The sequence below is a fragment of the Desulfonatronum thiosulfatophilum genome (assembly GCF_900104215.1).
GTDB lineage: Bacteria > Desulfobacterota > Desulfovibrionia > Desulfovibrionales > Desulfonatronaceae > Desulfonatronum > Desulfonatronum thiosulfatophilum.
Map to the genome: position 1 here is coordinate 65,880 of NZ_FMXO01000004.1, position 18,125 is coordinate 84,004.

The following is an 18,125-nucleotide window of genomic DNA, read 5'->3' on the forward strand; positions in this document are numbered from 1 at the left end:
ATGAGTTTAAAATCCCGCCTCAATCTGAATACGGATCCCATTTTCCTGATCGACGGAACGTCGTTTCTCTACCGGGCGTTTTACGCCTTTCCGGACCTGAAACGCTCGGATGGATTTCCCACCAACGCCCTGTTTATCGTTCTGCGCCTGCTGTTGCGCTTGCAACGAGAGGAGAACCCCGAATTTGCGGGCTTTTTTCTGGACGGGCGGGGGGCGACCTTTCGCCACGAACTCTTTACGCCTTACAAGGCGCAACGCCAGAGCACGCCCGAGGGCTTGGTGCAGCAGATCGAGCCCCTGGTGCAAGGGGTTCGTCTTTTTGGTTTGACGACGCAGATTTCCGAAGGCGTCGAGGCCGACGATCTCATTGCCAGCCTTTGCTCCCGGTTCAAATCGCAACGTCCGGTGATCATTGTCGGCTCGGACAAGGATCTGCTGCAGTGCCTGGATGCCAACGTTTTTCTTTGGGACCCCGGTCTGAAGAACGAGAAACTGGTCTCCAAAGAATCATTCCAGCAAGAACATGGTCTCGATCCGCGGCAGTGGCCGGATTATCAGGCTCTTGTGGGCGACAGCAGCGACAATATTCCCGGTGTTCCCGGAGTTGGTCCCAAGACTGCCAAGGCCCTGATGCAGCGTTTTCCCACGCTGGAGGCATTGCGGGACAATTTTTCATCACTATTGCCCAAAGAGCGAAAAAAGATCGAACCCAGCCTGGAAGATCTCTTCATCTATCGGGAATTGACCCGCTTGCGCACGGATCTGCAGCCGGAAGCCCGGATTTTCGATTACCAGTGCAAACCGCATGAAGGTGATGCGTTCAGGAATTTTTTGCGCACGTATGAGTTTCGATCCCTGGAGCGGGAAATTTTGGCTTTGACGCCACATCTGGCCGGCAGTGGCGATTTGCTCCGACCGAGAACGGCAAAGCCTCTCCGACCGGTCGGCAGACCCAAGGCAGTTCAAGCCGTTAGTTCGGCTATACCCGAATCAGGCGCACTCCATGACGAGGCGCAACGTCGTGTCCTGCCGCTGGAGGAACTGCCGGATCTTGGATCTAAAACCGTCAGTGTCTTGCGACTTCCCGATGGGTGGGGCCTTGGGTTGGGTGACCAGGAACTGCTCTGGACTGGTCCAACGGATGCCTTGATCGCCGCGGCGAAGGGCTCGGATTTGGTTGCGGCGCATTCCTGGAAGGATCTTCTGGCCGCCGAGCCCTCCTGGACAGTCATTGACATGGCTCGCCGGTTCGACGTCAGCCTGGCGGCATATCTGCTGCAGCCCGAGGAACGGGACTACGCTCCTGCTGCTCTGGCACGCAGATACCAGCACGAATTGGCCGAGGAGGCGTCGCCGGCCAACCCTGCCCAACTGATTCTCCAACTGACGGCCGTCCTGCAGCGCAGCACGGCGCAGGCCGGATTCGAAGGTCTTGTCGCCTCGCTGGAAATGCCGTTGATCCCGGTGTTGGTGGACATGGAACGCAGCGGCGTGCTGCTGGATCAAAAAGCGTTGCGCTCTTTCCTGGATGAGGTTCAGGCAACGCTGGCCCAGCTTTCCTGCTCCATTTGCGAGAAGGCCGGAAAGGAGTTCAATTTGCGGTCCAGCCAGCAACTGGCGGAAGTCCTTTTCCAACGCCTGGGGCTGAAAACCGGCCGCAAAACTCCCGGAGGGAGCCGTTCCACGAACGTGGAGATTCTCGAAAAGCTGGCCGGGGAACACCCCATCGTCCCTGAAATTCTAGAGTATCGGAAACTGGAGAAACTGCGATCCACCTATCTGGAGCCCCTTCCCAAGTTGATGGATCGCGAAGGCCGGGTGCACACCACCTTCAACCAGTTGGCCGTGGCCACGGGGCGGCTGTCCAGCAGCAACCCCAATCTCCAGAACATCCCTATTCGTGGACCTCTGGGCATGAGGATGCGGGCCTGCTTTACCGCTCCGGAAGGACATCAACTGATCAGCGCGGACTATTCCCAGATCGAACTGCGTGTCCTGGCCCATCTTTCCGAAGATCCTCACCTGAGGGATCTGTTTACCCGGGGTGTTGATGTTCATGCCGGTACGGCAGCCATTCTTTTCGTGAAAGACCCGGATCAGGTTACAGCGGATGAACGCCGTAAGGCCAAGACCATCAATTTCGGGCTGCTCTACGGCATGGGGCCCCAGAAACTCGGTCGGGACCTGGGTATCGGCCTCCAGAAGGCGAAGGAATTTATCGCGTTGTACTTCATGCGGTTGCAGAAGGTCCGCGACTTCTACGAGCATATCGTGGCGCAGGCCAAGGAACAGGGCGCTGTGTTCACCCTGGCCGGACGACGCAGGATTCTTCCGGACATCAATTCCCGCAACGACAACATGGCCCAAACCGCTCGCCGGATGGCCATAAATACGGTAGTCCAGGGCTCGGCGGCGGACATCATCAAAATGGCCATGATCCGTGTGCATCACGATGAAATCCTGCGCGAGCTGCGCGCCAGAATGGTTTTGCAGGTCCATGACGAGCTTCTTCTGGAGGTTCCCACGCAAAGTTGCCGGGAAGCCGGAGCCCGGGTCGCCGACCTGATGGCCACGGTGGTTAATCTGGATGTCCCCCTGGTCGTGGACTGGGGATGCGGCCCCAACTGGGCCACGGGACATGATTGATACACGGACCGAAACACCGAATATCAGCATATCCTTGACCTGCAGGCTTGGGATGAGCTTTGGTTCAGCGGGTTGCATTCCTATGAAGCAATGTGCCGGATTCCATTAATTCGAGTGGTGGATAGTCCGGGTTGAAATCAATACAGAAGGTAACTACTCAGCACTTTTGATGACAAAACTCGGAATGTTCCGGCTGGTCTCGATTTTTCGGCATCGCCTGTCTGACTGAGCCAGGATTCGTTCATCGAACCATTGCCAAGCGCCTGAAGCGCCCATTGATGTTTATTCAAGCAATGGTTTGATGTTACGAAGCCGGCGAAGGAGTTGCGAGGTCGAAAAATCGAGACAAGCCGGAACGCTGCTGAGTAATTCCTACAGAAGGATAAATAAGAACATGCGCAATAAACTTCGTCTTCTCACTCCCGGTCCAACGCCCTTGCCCGAGGAGGTTCGCCTGGCTCTGGCCCAGGACATGGTTCATCACCGCAAGGCGGGTTTCAAGGAGGTCTTGCACCGCGTTCAGGAAGGCTTACAGTGGCTGTTCGGCACGCGTCAGCCGGTCCTGCCGCTGACCTGTTCCGGAAGCGGGGCCATGAACGCGGCGTTGTGGAATCTGTTTGCTCCTGGTGAGCGGGTGTTGGTGGTCGATGCCGGCAAATTCGGGCAACGCTGGGGAGATATCGCCCAGTCCCGCGGCTTGGAAATCACAGCGATTCGTCTGCCTTGGGGCGTGGCCGTTTCTCCGGCGCAAATCCAGGAAGCCCTGGATAACGATCCCTCCATCCGGGGTGTGTTGGTCCAGGCTTCGGAAACCTCCACCGGAGTGCTCCACCCGATCCGGGAAATAGCGGAAATAACAAAGGTCCGGGAAACACTGCTGGTGGTGGACGGAATATCCGCCGTGGCCATTTCTCCGTGCCCCATGGACGACTGGGGGGTGGACTGCCTGCTTACCGGCTCCCAGAAAGGGTTGATGCTGCCGCCCGGGCTGGCCTTCATTGCGCTCAGCCCGCGGGCCTGGAACGAGGTGGAACGCCATCCTTGCGCCGTGGCCTATTTTGATCTGCTCCGGGAACGTGAGAACTGTGGAAAGAATCAGACCCTGTTCACTCCGGCCATTAACCTGCTCAACGGGTTGGATGTTTCCCTGCATCTGTTCCGGAAACAAGGCCTGGAGGAAATATTTCGCAAGCAATGGGCTCTGACCTGTATGACCCGTGCCGGCGTCCAGGCCCTGGGACTGGATTTGATGGTCAAGGAAAACTATACATGGGGACTGACCAGCATTCTTCTGCCTCAAGGCATGGACGGGCAACGCTTGCTGGAAATTGCCGCCCGGGATTACGGCGTGGTCATGGCAGGCGGTCAGGATCATCTCAAAGGGCGAATTGTTCGGCTTGGCCATATGGGACATGTGGATTTCGCGGATATCCTGGCCGGCATCTACGCTTTGCGTCAATCCTTCAAGGCCTGCGGTGGACATTCCGGGAGCAGGGATTATTTGGAAATCAGCTTGGCCGCGTACCAACAGGCGCTTGATCACAAAACATGATCGGGTGACCGCATTTTCGCGCTGCAGTTGCGTGACGTATTCACAATTGTACAAAGCCACTATCCGCGCAAAAGCCATCTATACATGAGGTTTACCTGGAATGTCCGCATGAACTGGTACTTCATGCCTGATCTCCGCGAGAGGGCAAACGCAACAGCGCTGAAATTTTCAAGAAGGAAGGTGAGTGATGACCGAAGACGCCAAAATCACGGACCGCAGAATCAACCACGAAACAGGTTCCACGGAACAGGGGCCATCCGTCATGGAACAAGCCCATGCGGATCATCAAGCTCAACGGGGAGCATTCCAGGAATGCTTCATGCCCCATGTCTGTTTTTCCACGTTCGTACTCTCCTTGAGTTCTTCCGCCCTGGTACACCTGGGGGAAGTTCCGGATCCGGACAATGGGAAAACATCGATCAATATTTCCTTGGCAAAACATACCATCGATATCCTGGTCATGCTTGAGGAAAAGACCAAAGGCAATCTCGATCTCGAAGAATCCAAGCTGCTCAGGGACATGCTCTTCGAGTTGCGCATGCATTTCGTTCGCAAGTCATCCTGACACCCAACACCCTCCAGAAGGAAACCCATGCAACGCATTCCCGTCGGACTTGTAGGCGTGGCCGGTTATACCGGCATGGAGCTGTGCCGGTTGCTGGCCGCACATCCGGAGCTGGAACTGGTCCGGGTCACCAGCCGGACCGAGGCCGGCAAGACGCTGGGGCAAATCCTGCCTCATCTGCACGAAACAGGGCTGGCGGAACTGGTCGTTACAGCGCCGGATACGCAGGACCTGGCCCAGGCCTGCAAGCTTGTTTTTCTAGCCGTGCCCCATGGAACGGCCATGGATCTGGCCGCGGACCTGTTGCGGAAAAACGTTCGGGTGGTGGATTTGAGCGCGGATTTTCGTCTTCGCGATCCCGAGACGTATTCCCAGTGGTACAATCTGGACCACCGTCATGTCTCCTTGCTGGAACAGGCGGTCTACGGTTTGCCCGAGCTGTACGGCAAGGAGATCGCCGGAGCGAACCTGGTGGCCAATCCCGGTTGCTACCCCACCAGCGTGCTGCTGGCTTTGGCTCCAGCACTGCACCACGAACTGGTGAATCCCGAGGATATTCTCGTGGACAGCAAGTCCGGAGCCACCGGCGCGGGACGCAAACCGTCCACGGCGACTCTCTTTTGTGAAGTGCAGGATAATTTCCGGGCCTACAGCCTCGGAAGACATCGTCACACTCCTGAAATGGAACAGGAAATAGGCGTGTTGTCAGGCCAGCAGGTTCAACTTTCCTTTACTCCCCATCTGCTGCCCATCGGCCGGGGAATCCTCTCTACGATCTACGCACGGCTGAAAACCACGGCTTCCTCCGAAGAGGTCCATGCACTCTACCGTGATTACTACGCCCAAAGTCCCGTATCTGCCCGCTGGGTGCGCATCCAGACGCCCGGCGTCTGGCCGGAGACCCGATTCGTCCGCGGAACCATGTATTGTGATCTGGGCCTGCTGGTGGATCAGCGCACCAAACGGTTGCTCATCGTCAGCGTCATCGACAACCTCTGCCGCGGTGCCTCCGGTCAGGCTCTGGCCAATGCCAATCTGATGCTCGGGCTGGCCCCGGACATGGGCCTGCCTGTCGCGCCCATGGTGCCGTAGACGGTCTCCCCCGACGTCCGGCCTCCGAATACATACTTGCCTTCACAACAGTGAATCCCTTGCTCTCCATATTTCCGCTGCTTTCCCTGGTCCTGGGGCTGTTGCTGGGAAGTTTTTACAATGTCTGCGTTCATCGGTACCTGACCGGACAATCCGTGATCCTCCCGGCCTCACATTGTCCCAAGTGCGGGCATGGGCTGTCCTGGTGGGAGAACATCCCCCTGTTCAGCTTTCTTGTACTGCGGGGGCGCTGCCGTTCCTGCGGCGAGGGCATTTCCTGGCGCTATCCATTGGTCGAGGCGGTGTCCGGGCTGTGGGCCCTGCTTCTTGCCTTGCAGTTCGGCTTTGGCTGGGCATGGTTCCTGTACATGGCGGCCGGCGGACTGCTGATTATCATGAGCTTTATCGACTTCCAGGAGTACATCCTTCCGGACATTTTCACCTTTCCCGGAGCCCTGCTCGCATTTGGCGGGTCGTTTCTTCTGGCGGACATGTCCTGGCAGGATTCCTTGCTGGGAGCCCTGTTCGGCGCCGGTGCGTTCTGGCTGCTGCAGAAAGGGTATTATCTTTTGCGCGGAGTGGAAGGGTTGGGCACTGGGGACATCAAGCTGATGCTCATGCTCGGAGCTCTGGTGGGCTGGCAGGGCTTGCCGATGATGATTTTTCTGGCCGCATTCACCGCACTGGCGGCAAGCCTGGGATACATGGCAAAAAATGCCCATCAAGGCATGCAGACCCGGATTCCCTTCGGCCCGTTTCTCAGCCTGGGCGCAATGCTGCAAATCCTCTACGGCCAACAGTTGATGGCGCTTTGGATGCCCCTGGGCTGATCCGGCTTGACCATCAGAGGTAATATTGGCAATTTAATTGCAAAGCGAATGAACAGCCGGATTTCACCGTCACCAGGAGTATGCCAATGAAAATCAATCCCGAACAAACCTCGGCTTTAAAGGCAGATGCGGACCGGGATGCCCGCAAGGTGAACAAGAGCGGCGAGCGCTTTGAAGATCTCCTCTTCCGTGCATCGAGAAACGGTGCATCGCCTCAGGATTCCTTGTCTCCCGCCGTGTCGCAGCCGTCAGGCCCCATGTCCCCGATGCACCTCACGCCGACGCAGATGCTGTTTCCTGTTGAAAATGCACCGGCATTCCAGAGCAAAGCCATGGACACCTTCGACAATCTGCTTTCAAGGTGGGAAAATTATGCCCACCAGTTGTCCGCCGATCCTCAAGGGTTGCGTAACGCCAACGGCATTCTTGAAGAGATTTCCGAGCAAATCGGAACTTTGAAAGCCAACTGGCCGCAGCAGGGATCGTCACAACCTCTGGGTCCGGAGTTGCGGGGCATGCTTGACGAACTGGAAGTCATGGCGGTCACCGAAAGAATCAAGTTCAATCGCGGGGACTACCTGTAGCGCACCATCTTTCCGATTTTTGTTCGTCCGTCCTATGGAACCGGATCATTAGCTGGCCGGAGTTCGAACTCGGCCAGACGTTGATAACATGGCCCGGCCGGCGTCAGCCGGCTTTGCCACAGCACGATCCGTTCCATTCTGATTTCCGGCCAGGAGGCGCGCCGCAACTCCGACAGCAGATTTGCCCATGGGTCATCCAGGGCTTGCCTGATACGGGCCACGGTCAGATGGGGCTGGAAGGGACGGCTTTCAGGGGCAAAGCCCAGGGTGGCGCATCTTCGGTCAATTTCAGCAGCCAGATCCTGGACTGCTTTCATTCCTTGCCCGACACCCACCCACAAGACTCTGGGGCGCCGCCGGTCCGGGAAAAAACCTCCTCCCTGTCCTTGCAATGTGAAGGACTCGCCCAGGGGAGTCTGAAACAGTCCCACCAGAGACTCCAGCTTTTCAGAAGAGACTTCCCCAAGAAATTTCAACGTCAAATGCCAATTGTCCGGCCTGGTCCAGGATATTCTGGAACGCAGTCCGGGTTTCACATCGTTGATCAGGACCGCCAGATTGCTTTGGTATGCCTCCGGCATCGGCAAACCGAAAAAACAGCGCATTATCCGTCCTTGGCCAGCTGATCCAGAATCAGGGCGAAAAAAAGGCCATTTGGACCGGCAAAAAGCCATCCGAGATGACTGCGGCAACGGCTGCAGACGGCAATCTGCCATGTGCACTCGGAAAACCAGGAAAACTCCGCGCTGCTCGGACCCAGGGGCATCGCTCCGGGTGCATTCCCGAAGCAACCGATCTCAAAGACATGGCCATGGGGGTTGAAGAAGACGTGATCATGACGTCCGTTTACTGAGATGCGATTCGCATCCTTTGTGACGACCAAACCACAGTTGCGACAGCGCAACGACGAATCATCGTCCGTCGTCGGTTCACCGACTGTTTGGTCGTCCAGCCCCCGATCGGGGTTATTGCCCTGATCCAGACGCAATAACATTGCCGGCCGCACTGCATATTCCGTTGCCGATTTTGAAAAGTCGCTTTCGGTTGAACCGCTGATACCTGTTAAGAGCGCCATCAACTTTCCTGCCATCTGAGTCAACTCAGTGAACGCAAGGCATTCCGAGCTTTGCCCGTCGTTATCCATTCTTCCATGTCCATGCTGTATCTCTTCAGCAAATATTTTCTCGCAGCAGACTTGAACTGGTCCGTTTCGGCTAGGTCGCTGCTCCATCCATCTCATTCCTCCATGCTCAAAAAATCAACCATGATGATCTTCAAGCCGAAGCCGGGGAAGTTGATGCGGTAGCGGTTGGGGGGGAGGAATTCCACGATTTTGCCGCGACCGAAAATCTTGTGTCGGCAATGGCCGAAGGTGTTGTTTCGGTGCCGGGCGGCACCGGGAGATGGGAGTGGGGCCGAGTGGGAAGGCGTGTCGGGGTTGTTGCAGAACGGGCGTGGCTCCCGCGCTGGGAGCGGTGTGCGCGGCTTGACCTGGCCGAGGTAGTTTTCCCGCAATTCCTCATAGCAGGACGGCGGCAGTTCGCTGACAAAGAGGCTGGGCAGGGCCGGCTCACTGCCGCCCATGAACCGGTTGTAGACCGAGGAGGGGACGAACAGGCCGAGGTAGTCCCTGGCCCGGGTGCAGGCCACGTAGAGCAGACGTCGCTCTTCTTCAAGATCTTCGCTGTTCTCCATGGCATGGCGGGAGGGAAAGCGTCCGTTGACCAGATCAATGACCAGTACGGCGGACCACTCCAGTCCTTTGGCCGAGTGCACGGTGGACAGGACCACGTGATCCTCGACGTCGCAATCCTCTTCCCGGCTTTCCTCCGGACTTTCCAGAGTCAGTTCGGCCAGAAAAGCGTCCAGGTCAGTAAACCCAGATGCGATCTGGAGCAGTTGATCCAGCCCGGCCTGACGACGGGGATAATCGTCCGGATAGCGATCCTGAAAGAGCGGCGTGTAGAATTCCAGAATGCGCTGCAAGGCCGAGGTGGGCGCGGGTTTTTCATGGCGCAAGGCATTGATCAGGTCGAAGGCCGCGGCCACGTCCGGAAATTTCTTGGTGGTGCGGGCGATTTTTTGCTGTTCTCCTTCCAGCAGAGCCTGACAAAAGGTGTTGCACGTCTTGGGGCCCATGCCTTTGACGTGGGATACGGCCCGCTGCCAGGCAGGCAGGTCGGCTGGGTTCACGATCAGCCGCAGGTAGGCCAGTACGTCCTTGACGTGCGCGGCGTCGGTGAATTTGAGGCCGCCGTATTTGCGAAAGCGCAGGCCGATCTTGTTCAGGAGCATTTCCACGGGATATGACTGATATCCGGCCCGGAACAGCACGGCGATGTCCCGCAGGCGGCAACTCCGGGAAAGCTCCAGGATTTTATCCACCACCACCTTGGCCTGGGTCTGGTCGCTGACCGTGTTGATTAGCTGAGGCTTGAGACCATCCGTGCGGCGGGAGAAGAGATTCTTGTCAAACTTTGTGGTCGCGTTCCGGAGCAAGGCGTTGGTCAATTCCAGGATGGGCTGGACCGAGCGGTAGTTTTCTTCCAGGCGGACAATGGTCGTGTTCGGGAAGGTATCAGGAAAGGCGAGGATGTTGCGTACTTCGGCTCCGCGAAAGGCATAGATGGACTGGGCGTCGTCGCCCACGGCCATCACTCCCCGTCCATCGCCGGCCAACTGCCGGACAAGTCGGGCCTGGACCTTGTTCGTGTCCTGGAACTCGTCCACCATCACGTGGCTGTGGCGCATGCGCAAGAATTCGGCCAGGTCATCGCGCTCCAGGAGCAAACGTTCCAGATTGAACAGCAGGTCGTCGTAATCCATCAATCCGTGACGCAGTTTGAATTCCGCATAGGTCCGGGCGATGCGGATCATGTCGTCGCCATAATGCAGCATGTGCGGGGATTCGCGCTCCAGGAGCATCGCCAGGTCGACTTCCTTGTTTCGTGATTTGCTGATCAGCCCCAGGATGGTCTTTTTTTTGGGGAACGCCTTGTCTCCCTTGCCCACTCCCAGTTCGGCGCGAACCTGTCCCAGAATTTCGCTCATGTCCGGACCGTCCATGATCGTGAAACGGTCCGGATAGCCCAGGACCGAGGCGTAACGCCGCAGGATCGAACCGGCAAAGGAGTGGAAGGTGCCGCCGGCCACGCCCCCAAGTTCCTGGCCGATCAGGCTGGAGGCGCGGAAAAGCATTTCCTGGGCGGCCTTGCGGGTGAACGTGAGCAGCAGGATGTTTTCCGGTGCTACGCCGTTCCGGACAAGATAGGCCAGGCGATAGGCAATGGTCCGGGTCTTGCCGCTGCCGGCCCCGGCAATAACCAGGAGGGGCCCATGGGCAGCGCGAACCGCCTGCCACTGGGCGGGATTGAGTTGTTTTTCGAAATCGATGGACATTTAAGATTGTTGAGCAGTTAGAATGACAGGATCCAAGGCGTTGAAATGTTCCAGCACGGTTCGGCCCACATCCCGGACCCGCTGAGGCCGCTTTCCCTCGGAATCATAGAAAAAGGCATCATCCCGGGTATGGCAGCCCTGGCGATCGGCCCGGCCGAATATTGAGGTCTGGTCAAACTTGGCCCGCAACGAAAAGCCTTTGCGGGGCACGCAGACCAGATCCGGGACAGCGGAGTCGCGGGTCGCCAAGACGGCGGGGAAATGCTTCTCCTTCAGGCCGGGATAAAGTTCTTCCGCCCGGAGCACCTCGGCCATGACCGGTTCCCCTTGCCATTGCAGATCAAGGAGGCCGGCGCGGACGGCTTCGCGCAGTTTCGGCGCTTCAGCAAGGGAAACATGGCCCCGGCTGAAGCGGGGAGTATGCAGATATATCCGGCTCGGGTCCAGGGCAAAGGCCCTGCTCCTGGGGCTGATGTTTGAGCAGTCCAGTTCATGATCCGGCGGCGTGTCCTGGACGAGGTGACCCTGTTGGCGAAGCCAGGCGTTGAGGTCCACTTCGACATTCAGAGTTGTGAAACCGTGGTCGGCCAGTACAAGGAGGCGTTTCGGCTCCGGAAGCTGTTCAAACCGCTCCAGCACGTCGCCGATCAGCTCGTCCCACCGGTGCATGAAGGCCAAGCATGCATCCCGCTGGGGATGGCCGGGATCTTCCAGGGCCGGAAAGAGGAAATGACCCAGGCGGTCCGTTTCCGTCAGCACGAATACAAAAAGATCCCAGGCCAGATCCGGCCAGAGCAGATCCAGGGCTGCCCTGCGTCCGCGCAGGGCGGTGTCCAGCATTGTCAGCAGATAAGACGGATCCCTGCCCCCACGGCTTGTGTCGGCTTCCAGCACGTAGCCCGCCGCACGGAGCTGGTGGGCCAGAAATGGAGGAAACGTCGCCCGGGTCAGCTCCGGAGCCACGAACCCGGCCACCAGCATGCCCTTGATGGGCTTGACCGGATAGGTGTTGGGCAGGTTGATCACCCGGCTGGTCAGGCCGCGGTCGCCCAGCCGGTCAAAGATCGTCCGGGCGCGGACCTGGGTGAAGTCGGCAAAGCGGAGGGCATAACTGTGTGGGTCGAGGCTGGTGAAACCGTAGATCCCATGCTCCTCCGGTCCGGCAGCGGTGAAAAACGAGGTCCAATTCACCGGGGACAACTCCGGAAGCTCCGCCTGGAGGGGGTGAGCCTCGGATGTCAGGGCAATCCGCGCCAGATTGGGCAGGTATCCCGCCCGACATAACCGGACAGCCGTGCTGAAAGGCAGGCCATCCAGCCCGAGCACGAGCAGCCTGGAACGTTGCGGGGGGTGAGACATATTTATGAAAGAAGCGGTGACAAAAGAAGTCACCCTATGCGAGTTGCTGTTCCCCCGCAAGGAACATGAAATCAAACTGGCCGCCTTTAAAATCGAAATCGAAATCGAAATCGAAATCGAAGTCGATCAATATTTTCAGTAGCTCGCAGCGTGCGATGGCGCCGTATGGACTGGCCCCTTAGATGACGGCATGTTGCGAAGGTGGAGTTGATGGTTGATTTTTTTCGATTTCGATTTCGATTTCGATTTCGATTTCGATTTCGATTTCGATTTCGATTTCGATTGCGAGGGAATTGTCGAGTTGGTTGCGGTATGGGGGGATCAAGTTTTGTGTTGCTAAAGGAAAAATATTTTTTGTGTCCTGAGAGAATTTCTTGACAACATGCCCCGGTTTTGACTATACAACAAATCCTTCAGGGCGGGATGGGCGGATAGCTCAGCTGGGAGAGCATCGGCCTTACAAGCCGAGGGTCACAGGTTCGATCCCTGTTCCGCCCACCATTACATGCGGGGCCGTAGTTAAGCTGGTTATAACGCCGGCCTGTCACGTCGGAGGGCGCGGGTTCAAGTCCCGTCGGCCCCGCCAGATTGCAAGTTCCTCTTCGAGAGGACTTATTTAAAGGCCGGAAGCTTGCTTCCGGCCTTTTTATGTTTAATGTTTATACTATCCAAGATTCCGGCAGTTCAAATCGATATGGGTCGGGCGTCCTTCTGCCCCCTTGTGCCTTTTTTGATTTTCAAGTAGCCGGAATTCAGGACGGAAGATCAGCGCACGTTTGTTTTCCGATCTTCTTGGTTTTTTGGCATGTTGGAAAGGACATCACCTGAATTGGCCCGAATCTGGGCGACCGGCCTCAGTAGAAAGCGGTCAAACGTTAACTGGAGATTCTCGCATGGAAAACAAACTGTACGTTGGCAACCTTTCCTATTCAGTCACCGAAGACTCCCTGCATTCGCTTTTCGCGGAAGCAGGTTCGGTGCAGTCCGTCGCCTTGATCAAGGACCGCGACACAGGCCGCTCCAAAGGTTTTGCGTTTGTCGAGATGAACTCGCAAGAAGATGCGCAAAAGGCCATTGAGCAATTTCACGGCAAAGATTTCGATGGGCGTCCTCTGACGGTGAACATCGCCCGACCTCGCGAAGATCGTCCTCGCGGTGGAGGAGATCGGTATGACGGTGGAGGCAGGGGAGGCCGCTCCGGTGGCGGACGTTCAGGTGGCGGCGGTGGCGGCGGTGGGAGACAGCGCGGCTGGTAGTACCGTCTGAAACGGATTTGATTTAGATTCATATAACCGACCGGACATCAAGTCCGGTCGGTTATTTTTATTGGTTCTTCTGCAGATCCCGGGCATGGCTGGATATGCCGAAATATGTTCTAGCTGGTCCACCCGGCAACAGTCGAATCTATCTTCTTCGATCACGCTGATGGTCGATCCAGTCGGATTTTACTATTGCGGTTAGAAGCCTACGTCTGCTCGTTCAAGACCACAACGTCCTCGCCGTCCTGTTCCCGCACGAAAACATCCACTTTCTCATGCTGGGAAGTATTCACTTTTTTGCCGACATAATCCGCATGAATGGGCAGTTCACGGTGGCCGCGATCCACGAGAACCAGGAGTTCCACCCGCTTCGGTCGCCCGTAATCCAGTATTGCCTCCAAAGCCGCGCGAATGGTCCGTCCAGTGAACAGCACGTCGTCCACCAGGATGATTTCACGATCGTCCACATTGAAGGGAATCTGCGTCCTGTGAATCTGGGGCTGGCTGTCCATGTTGGTCCAGTCGTCCCGGTAGAGATTGATGTCCAGACTACCCAGAGGGATCTCGGACCCGAATCGACTTTCCAGCACGCTTTTGAGGCGCTTGGCCAACTCCACCCCGCGGCGCTGAATGCCGATCAGGGCCAGAGGGGCGCCTTCACCGTGGCGTTCGATAACTTCATAGGCCAGACGTTCCATGGTCCTTCGGACCTCTTCGGCCTGCAGCAAAACCTTTCCGCGGGGGTGGGTGGTTGATCTGGTCATGTTTCACCTCCAGTCGTGCACGAAACCGGCTATCATTATATGAAGAAAGCGAGTTTCGATTGATGAACAGCAATTGAATTCACCTTGTTTGGCGAATGAGCTTTCAATTCTTCAATTCTTTCCATACGTAGCCGCATGCCTCAGCTACTGCCTTATAGACGACCTTTCCACCAACCACGTTCAGGCCGCGGCCCAGAGCCGGATCTTCCCGGCAAGCCTTGTTCCAGCCCTTGTCCGCTAGCTGCAGCACGTAACGAAGCGTGGCGTTGGTCAGGGATTCGGATGCCGTGCGTGGATAGGCGCCGGGCATGTTCGAGACGCAATAGAGATTGACTCCGTTGCCCACTTGAAGGCAAGGGCTGTCATGGGTGGTCGGCCGGGACAGGTCCGTGGTGCCGCCCTGGTCAATGGCAATGTCCATGATCACCGCTCCGGGCTTCATGGCTTCCAACAGTTGCCTGGTGATCAGTTTTGGCGCCGATGCGCCGGGGATGAGCACGCAACTGATTATTACATCCGCCTTGACCACCTGGTCCTCGATGTTCATGGCGTTGGAAAACAAAGTTTTAATTTGTTGGTTGAGGTGATGATACAGGCGGTAAAGTTTGGCCATGTCCACATCCAGTACCAGTACGTCCGCCCCTAGGCCCACGGCCATCTGAGCCGCTCCGGCTCCGGAAATGCCCGCGCCGATGACGATTACCCGGGCCGGCAGAGTTCCGGTCACCCCGCCCAGGAACACGCCGCTGCCCCCGTTGTTGTGGCAGAGCATTTCCGTGGCCTTGGTCACGGACATCCGTCCCGCGATTTCGGACATGGGCGCCAGCAGCGGCAGGCTGTTGTCAGGCAATTGCACGGTTTCATAAGCAATGGCCACGCACCCGGAGCCGACCAAGGCGTCGGTCAGGGGCTTGTCCGCGGCCAGATGCAGATAGGTGAACAGGCATAGGTCTTCCCGCAGATGCCTGTATTCCTGGGCTAAAGGCTCCTTGACCTTGACCACGAGTTCCTGACTCCAGGCCTCATCGGCTGTTCCGATCCGGGCGCCCTGGGAACGATAGACATCGTCCGAGGCGCCGCAACCCTCGCCGGCCCCTGCTTCCACCACCACCTGATGTCCATGCTCCACCAGCGCCTTCACGCCGGACGGAAACAAACCCACCCTGCGTTCCTGGGCCTTGATCTCCTTGGGCACTCCAACCAGCATGTCGTCCTCTCCTTTGCAAAGCATGATATGGCCGTATCCGGCGGCAAGCGATTCACAATGACGGAGAAAAAACGTACTCAAAAAGGACCTTGACCATGGACGTCGCCGTGACCACAAATGAACCAGATGTTTAGACGGAAGTTGAGCCGGCATTATATCCGATAAGGATCTAAAACCCCCTACACGTCGAAGCCGTTGGGCGCAATCGGTCATGAAAGAAGTGCATTCGCGACCGGACGCGCGCCACGCAGGAGGTGACCTTCGAATGATTCCCGAACCTGAGGTGCGTCTTGACGCACAGCAAAGCCGAAGATCGGAATATGCCGTCCAGGGCATGACCTGTGCCGCCTGCGTGCGCCGGGTGGAAAACGCCGTTTCCGAGTTGCCCGGCGTGCGCACTGTTTCCGTGAACCTGGCCACGGAGACCATGTCCGTGGAATGGGATTCGGAAGCGCTTCAGCCGGAAAAAATTGTCTCCGCGGTGGAAGAGGCCGGATACGGCCTTCGCTCCAAAACCGATGACGGTCTTATTGAATTAGGCATCCGGGACATGACCTGCGCTGCCTGCGTGCACCGGGTGGAAAGCGCGGTCAGCTCCCTGGAGGGCGTGGAAGAGGCCACCGTCAATCTTGCATCTGAAACGGCTCAGGTACGCTTCCGTCCGGAAAAGGTCAATCTTCAGGCCATCATGGAGGCAATCCGGGAAGCCGGATATGAAGCGTTTCTCCGGGAATCCGGACCGGAGTCACTTGCGGATGTCCAGCGCAAGGAAATGATGGAACGCCTTGCCGCTCTGCGCCTGAAGCTCCTGCTGGCCACCTTCTTTTCCGTTCCTCTGTTCATCGTCTCCATGGGGGAGATGGTGGGGCTGCCCATGCCGGGCTTTCTCAGTCCGCACCACGCTCCACTCTCATTTGCCTTGACCCAGTTCCTGCTGACCCTGCCCGTGGTCTGGGCCGGCAGGGAGTTCTACCTGCGCGGGTTTCCCAATTTATGGAAACGGGTTCCGAACATGGATTCCCTGATTGCCGTGGGTACCGGCGCCGCTGTGGTTTACAGCACTTGGAACCTCCTGGAAATCGCTCTTGGCCACGAGGCCATGTCCCGGGCCATGGATCTCTATTTTGAGTCCGGGGCCGTGATCATCACCCTGGTTCTGCTCGGCAAATATCTGGAAACCCGCTCCAAGGCCCGCACTTCGGACGCCATCCGTCAGTTGATGGCCTTGACCCCCAACACGGCCACCCGAGTCCGGGATGGACGCAGGGAGAGCATCCCCTTGGAACAGATCCGCCCTGGTGACGTGCTTCTGGTCAAGCCCGGCGAACGCATTCCCGCGGACGGCCGGCTGACGGAAGGGCAGTCAAGCGTGGACGAATCCATGCTTACCGGCGAGAGCTTTCCCGTGGCTAAAAAAGAGGGAGATCCGCTGATCGGCGGCACCCTCAACGGTCACGGCTCCATCTCCATGACCGCGGAACGTGTCGGCAAGGACACGGTCCTGGCGCGAATCATCCGGCTGGTCCAGGAGGCCCAGGGCTCCAAGGCGCCCATTGCCAGGATGGTGGATCAACTGAGTCTGTACTTCGTGCCCACGGTGATCGTCATCGCAGTGGTATCGGGATTGTCCTGGTATTTCATCGGTAATGAACCCTTCACTTTTGCCCTACGCATCTTCATTGCGGTCCTTGTCATCGCCTGCCCCTGCGCCATGGGATTGGCCACGCCCACGGCGATCATGGTCGGCACCGGCCGCGGCGCGCAACTCGGGGTCCTGATCAAAGGCGGTGAGGCCCTGGAGACGGCCAGGGGCATCCAGGCCGTGATTCTGGACAAGACAGGCACGCTGACGGAAGGCCGACCGGCGGTGACGGACATCGTCCTGTTGCCTGATCAATCCATTTCGGAAGATGAACTGCTGCGTTTGGCGGCCGGAGCGGAAGCCGACTCCGAGCATCCGTTGGCAGCGGCCGTGGTCCGTTCGGCGGAGGAACGCGGCCTCGAGGCGCCGCAAGCTGGAGACTTCCTCTATGTTCCGGGGCAGGGGATCCAGGCTTTGGTGGACGGGCGGACGCTGCTTCTGGGGAACGACAAGCTGTTTGAAGCCAATGCCATAGCCGGTCGGGATGCCGCTGTCCTTGGGGATGTCCGGGACAGACTGGCCGGAGAGGGCAAGACGCCGCTGCTGGTGGCCGTGGACGGGGTGGCCGCGGGAATTTTGGCTGTTGCAGACCGCATCAAGCCCGAAGCCGGGCAGGTGGTCGCCAATCTTAAAGCCATGGGCCTGCGCGTGGTGATGCTCACCGGAGACAATGCTCGCACGGCCGGAGCCATCGCTCTTCAGGCGGGCATTGACGAGGTTCGGGCGGAAGTATTGCCGGAAAACAAGGCGGAGATGGTCGACCGACTTCAGGCGCAAGGTCTCAAGGTGGCCATGGTCGGCGACGGGGTCAACGATGCCCCGGCCCTGGCCAAGGCAGACCTGGGCATTGCCATGGGCACGGGCATCGATGTGGCCATGGAATCCGGGGATATGGTATTAATGAGCGGCAATCTCAACGGCCTGATCACGGCCTTGACCTTGAGCCGAGCCGTGGTGCGCAACATCAAGCAGAACCTGTTCTGGGCCTTTGCCTACAACGTGCTGGGCATTCCCGTGGCTGCCGGGCTGCTCTACGCTTTCGGCGGGCCAACGCTCAGCCCGATGATTGCCGGCGGAGCCATGGCCATGAGTTCCGTCTCCGTAGTCAGCAATGCGCTGCGGCTGCGTTTTTTTCAGCCTTCATAACGGTTTGAACTCACTTTTTTGTTCTGATGTTTGACAAAGCATTATCGTGTATTTATTTAATCTGTTGAACGCAATATTTC

General features: G+C 57.8%; 15 protein-coding genes and 2 tRNA genes. 11 read left to right on the forward strand and 6 right to left on the reverse strand.

All coding sequences use genetic code 11. The features are described from left to right. The 6 genes from polA (at position 1) to BLP93_RS04150 (ending at position 7,269) form a co-directional block, all read left to right on the forward strand. Entirely contained in the window at positions 1–2,646 is a 2,646-nt protein-coding gene (gene polA / locus BLP93_RS04125) for a DNA polymerase I (protein ID WP_092117502.1), read from the forward strand. Between the two features lie 394 nt (positions 2,647–3,040). After that, the gene (locus BLP93_RS04130; protein ID WP_092117504.1) at positions 3,041–4,198 is read left to right on the forward strand and encodes a pyridoxal-phosphate-dependent aminotransferase family protein; all 1,158 of its coding nucleotides are present in this window, start codon (positions 3,041–3,043) and stop codon (positions 4,196–4,198) included. Between the two features lie 262 nt (positions 4,199–4,460). Beyond that, the gene (locus tag BLP93_RS04135; protein ID WP_092117874.1) at positions 4,461–4,763 is read left to right on the forward strand and encodes a DUF1844 domain-containing protein; all 303 of its coding nucleotides are present in this window, start codon (positions 4,461–4,463) and stop codon (positions 4,761–4,763) included. Positions 4,764–4,790: 27 nt separating this feature from the next. Continuing rightward, positions 4,791–5,855: an N-acetyl-gamma-glutamyl-phosphate reductase gene (argC, locus tag BLP93_RS04140; protein ID WP_092117506.1), complete on the forward strand. Its 1,065-nt coding sequence runs from the start codon at positions 4,791–4,793 to the stop codon at positions 5,853–5,855. A 59-nt stretch (positions 5,856–5,914) separates the two neighbouring features. Continuing rightward, positions 5,915–6,685 carry a prepilin peptidase gene (locus BLP93_RS04145; protein WP_244148635.1) on the forward strand — a complete coding sequence of 257 codons (771 nt, stop codon included), beginning with the start codon at positions 5,915–5,917 and terminating at the stop codon, positions 6,683–6,685. An 86-nt stretch (positions 6,686–6,771) separates the two neighbouring features. Continuing rightward, positions 6,772–7,269, forward strand: a complete 498-nt coding sequence (locus BLP93_RS04150) for a hypothetical protein (RefSeq protein WP_092117509.1) — start codon at positions 6,772–6,774, stop codon at positions 7,267–7,269. Positions 7,270–7,301: 32 nt separating this feature from the next. Here BLP93_RS04150 and thpR read toward each other — a convergent pair whose 3' ends face one another. The 4 genes from thpR to BLP93_RS04165 form a co-directional block, all read right to left on the reverse strand. Continuing rightward, on the reverse strand, positions 7,302–7,874 hold the full coding sequence (thpR, locus tag BLP93_RS04155) for an RNA 2',3'-cyclic phosphodiesterase (protein WP_161946188.1): 573 nt from the start codon (positions 7,872–7,874) through the stop codon (positions 7,302–7,304). Then, positions 7,874–8,275 (reverse strand): cereblon family protein, encoded by a 402-nt coding sequence (locus tag BLP93_RS16995; protein WP_161946189.1) that lies wholly within the window; start codon positions 8,273–8,275, stop codon positions 7,874–7,876. Before BLP93_RS16995 ends, thpR begins: the two co-directional genes overlap by 1 nt. A 230-nt stretch (positions 8,276–8,505) precedes the next feature. Continuing rightward, positions 8,506–10,668 carry an ATP-dependent helicase gene (locus BLP93_RS04160; RefSeq protein WP_092117513.1) on the reverse strand — a complete coding sequence of 721 codons (2,163 nt, stop codon included), beginning with the start codon at positions 10,666–10,668 and terminating at the stop codon, positions 8,506–8,508. Continuing rightward, positions 10,669–12,027: an alkaline phosphatase family protein gene (locus BLP93_RS04165; RefSeq protein WP_092117515.1), complete on the reverse strand. Its 1,359-nt coding sequence runs from the start codon at positions 12,025–12,027 to the stop codon at positions 10,669–10,671. Between the two features lie 4 nt (positions 12,028–12,031). Here BLP93_RS04165 and BLP93_RS16885 point away from each other — a divergent pair, with 4 nt between their 5' ends. The 4 genes from BLP93_RS16885 to BLP93_RS04180 all read left to right on the forward strand — a co-directional run bounded on the left by BLP93_RS16885 (position 12,032) and on the right by BLP93_RS04180 (position 13,283). Beyond that, a complete protein-coding gene (locus BLP93_RS16885) occupies positions 12,032–12,169 on the forward strand; it encodes a hypothetical protein (protein WP_153304276.1) in 138 nt (45 codons plus the stop codon). A 283-nt stretch (positions 12,170–12,452) separates the two neighbouring features. Further along, positions 12,453–12,528: transfer RNA gene (locus BLP93_RS04170), tRNA-Val, on the forward strand. A gap of 8 nt (positions 12,529–12,536) precedes the next feature. Beyond that, a tRNA-Asp gene (locus tag BLP93_RS04175) sits at positions 12,537–12,613 on the forward strand. 307 nt (positions 12,614–12,920) lie between these two features. After that, positions 12,921–13,283, forward strand: a complete 363-nt coding sequence (locus BLP93_RS04180; protein ID WP_092117517.1) for an RNA recognition motif domain-containing protein — start codon at positions 12,921–12,923, stop codon at positions 13,281–13,283. Positions 13,284–13,492: 209 nt separating this feature from the next. Here BLP93_RS04180 and pyrR read toward each other — a convergent pair whose 3' ends face one another. Beyond that, positions 13,493–14,050, reverse strand: coding sequence for a bifunctional pyr operon transcriptional regulator/uracil phosphoribosyltransferase PyrR (gene pyrR, locus BLP93_RS04185; RefSeq protein ID WP_092117519.1), 558 nt, complete (start codon positions 14,048–14,050; stop codon positions 13,493–13,495). Between the two features lie 103 nt (positions 14,051–14,153). Continuing rightward, positions 14,154–15,257, reverse strand: a complete 1,104-nt coding sequence (gene ald, locus BLP93_RS04190) for an alanine dehydrogenase (protein ID WP_092117521.1) — start codon at positions 15,255–15,257, stop codon at positions 14,154–14,156. Between the two features lie 265 nt (positions 15,258–15,522). On the opposite strand from ald, the gene BLP93_RS04195 reads away from it, so the two are divergent. Beyond that, complete coding sequence (locus BLP93_RS04195) at positions 15,523–18,045, forward strand: heavy metal translocating P-type ATPase (RefSeq protein ID WP_092117523.1); 2,523 nt, start codon at positions 15,523–15,525, stop codon at positions 18,043–18,045. The last annotated feature ends 80 nt before the right edge of the window (positions 18,046–18,125 follow it).

Coding starts and splice junctions, on each gene's coding strand:
- polA (WP_092117502.1), top strand. CDS start 1: ATGAGTTTAAAATCCCGCCTCAATCTGAATACGGATCCCATTTTCCTG.
- BLP93_RS04130 (WP_092117504.1), top strand. CDS start 3,041: ATGCGCAATAAACTTCGTCTTCTCACTCCCGGTCCAACGCCCTTGCCC.
- BLP93_RS04135 (WP_092117874.1), top strand. CDS start 4,461: ATGGAACAAGCCCATGCGGATCATCAAGCTCAACGGGGAGCATTCCAG.
- argC (WP_092117506.1), top strand. CDS start 4,791: ATGCAACGCATTCCCGTCGGACTTGTAGGCGTGGCCGGTTATACCGGC.
- BLP93_RS04150 (WP_092117509.1), top strand. CDS start 6,772: ATGAAAATCAATCCCGAACAAACCTCGGCTTTAAAGGCAGATGCGGAC.
- thpR (WP_161946188.1), bottom strand. CDS start 7,874: ATGCGCTGTTTTTTCGGTTTGCCGATGCCGGAGGCATACCAAAGCAAT.
- BLP93_RS04160 (WP_092117513.1), bottom strand. CDS start 10,668: ATGTCCATCGATTTCGAAAAACAACTCAATCCCGCCCAGTGGCAGGCG.
- BLP93_RS04165 (WP_092117515.1), bottom strand. CDS start 12,027: ATGTCTCACCCCCCGCAACGTTCCAGGCTGCTCGTGCTCGGGCTGGAT.
- BLP93_RS16885 (WP_153304276.1), top strand. CDS start 12,032: ATGAAAGAAGCGGTGACAAAAGAAGTCACCCTATGCGAGTTGCTGTTC.
- BLP93_RS04180 (WP_092117517.1), top strand. CDS start 12,921: ATGGAAAACAAACTGTACGTTGGCAACCTTTCCTATTCAGTCACCGAA.
- pyrR (WP_092117519.1), bottom strand. CDS start 14,050: ATGACCAGATCAACCACCCACCCCCGCGGAAAGGTTTTGCTGCAGGCC.
- ald (WP_092117521.1), bottom strand. CDS start 15,257: ATGCTGGTTGGAGTGCCCAAGGAGATCAAGGCCCAGGAACGCAGGGTG.
- BLP93_RS04195 (WP_092117523.1), top strand. CDS start 15,523: ATGATTCCCGAACCTGAGGTGCGTCTTGACGCACAGCAAAGCCGAAGA.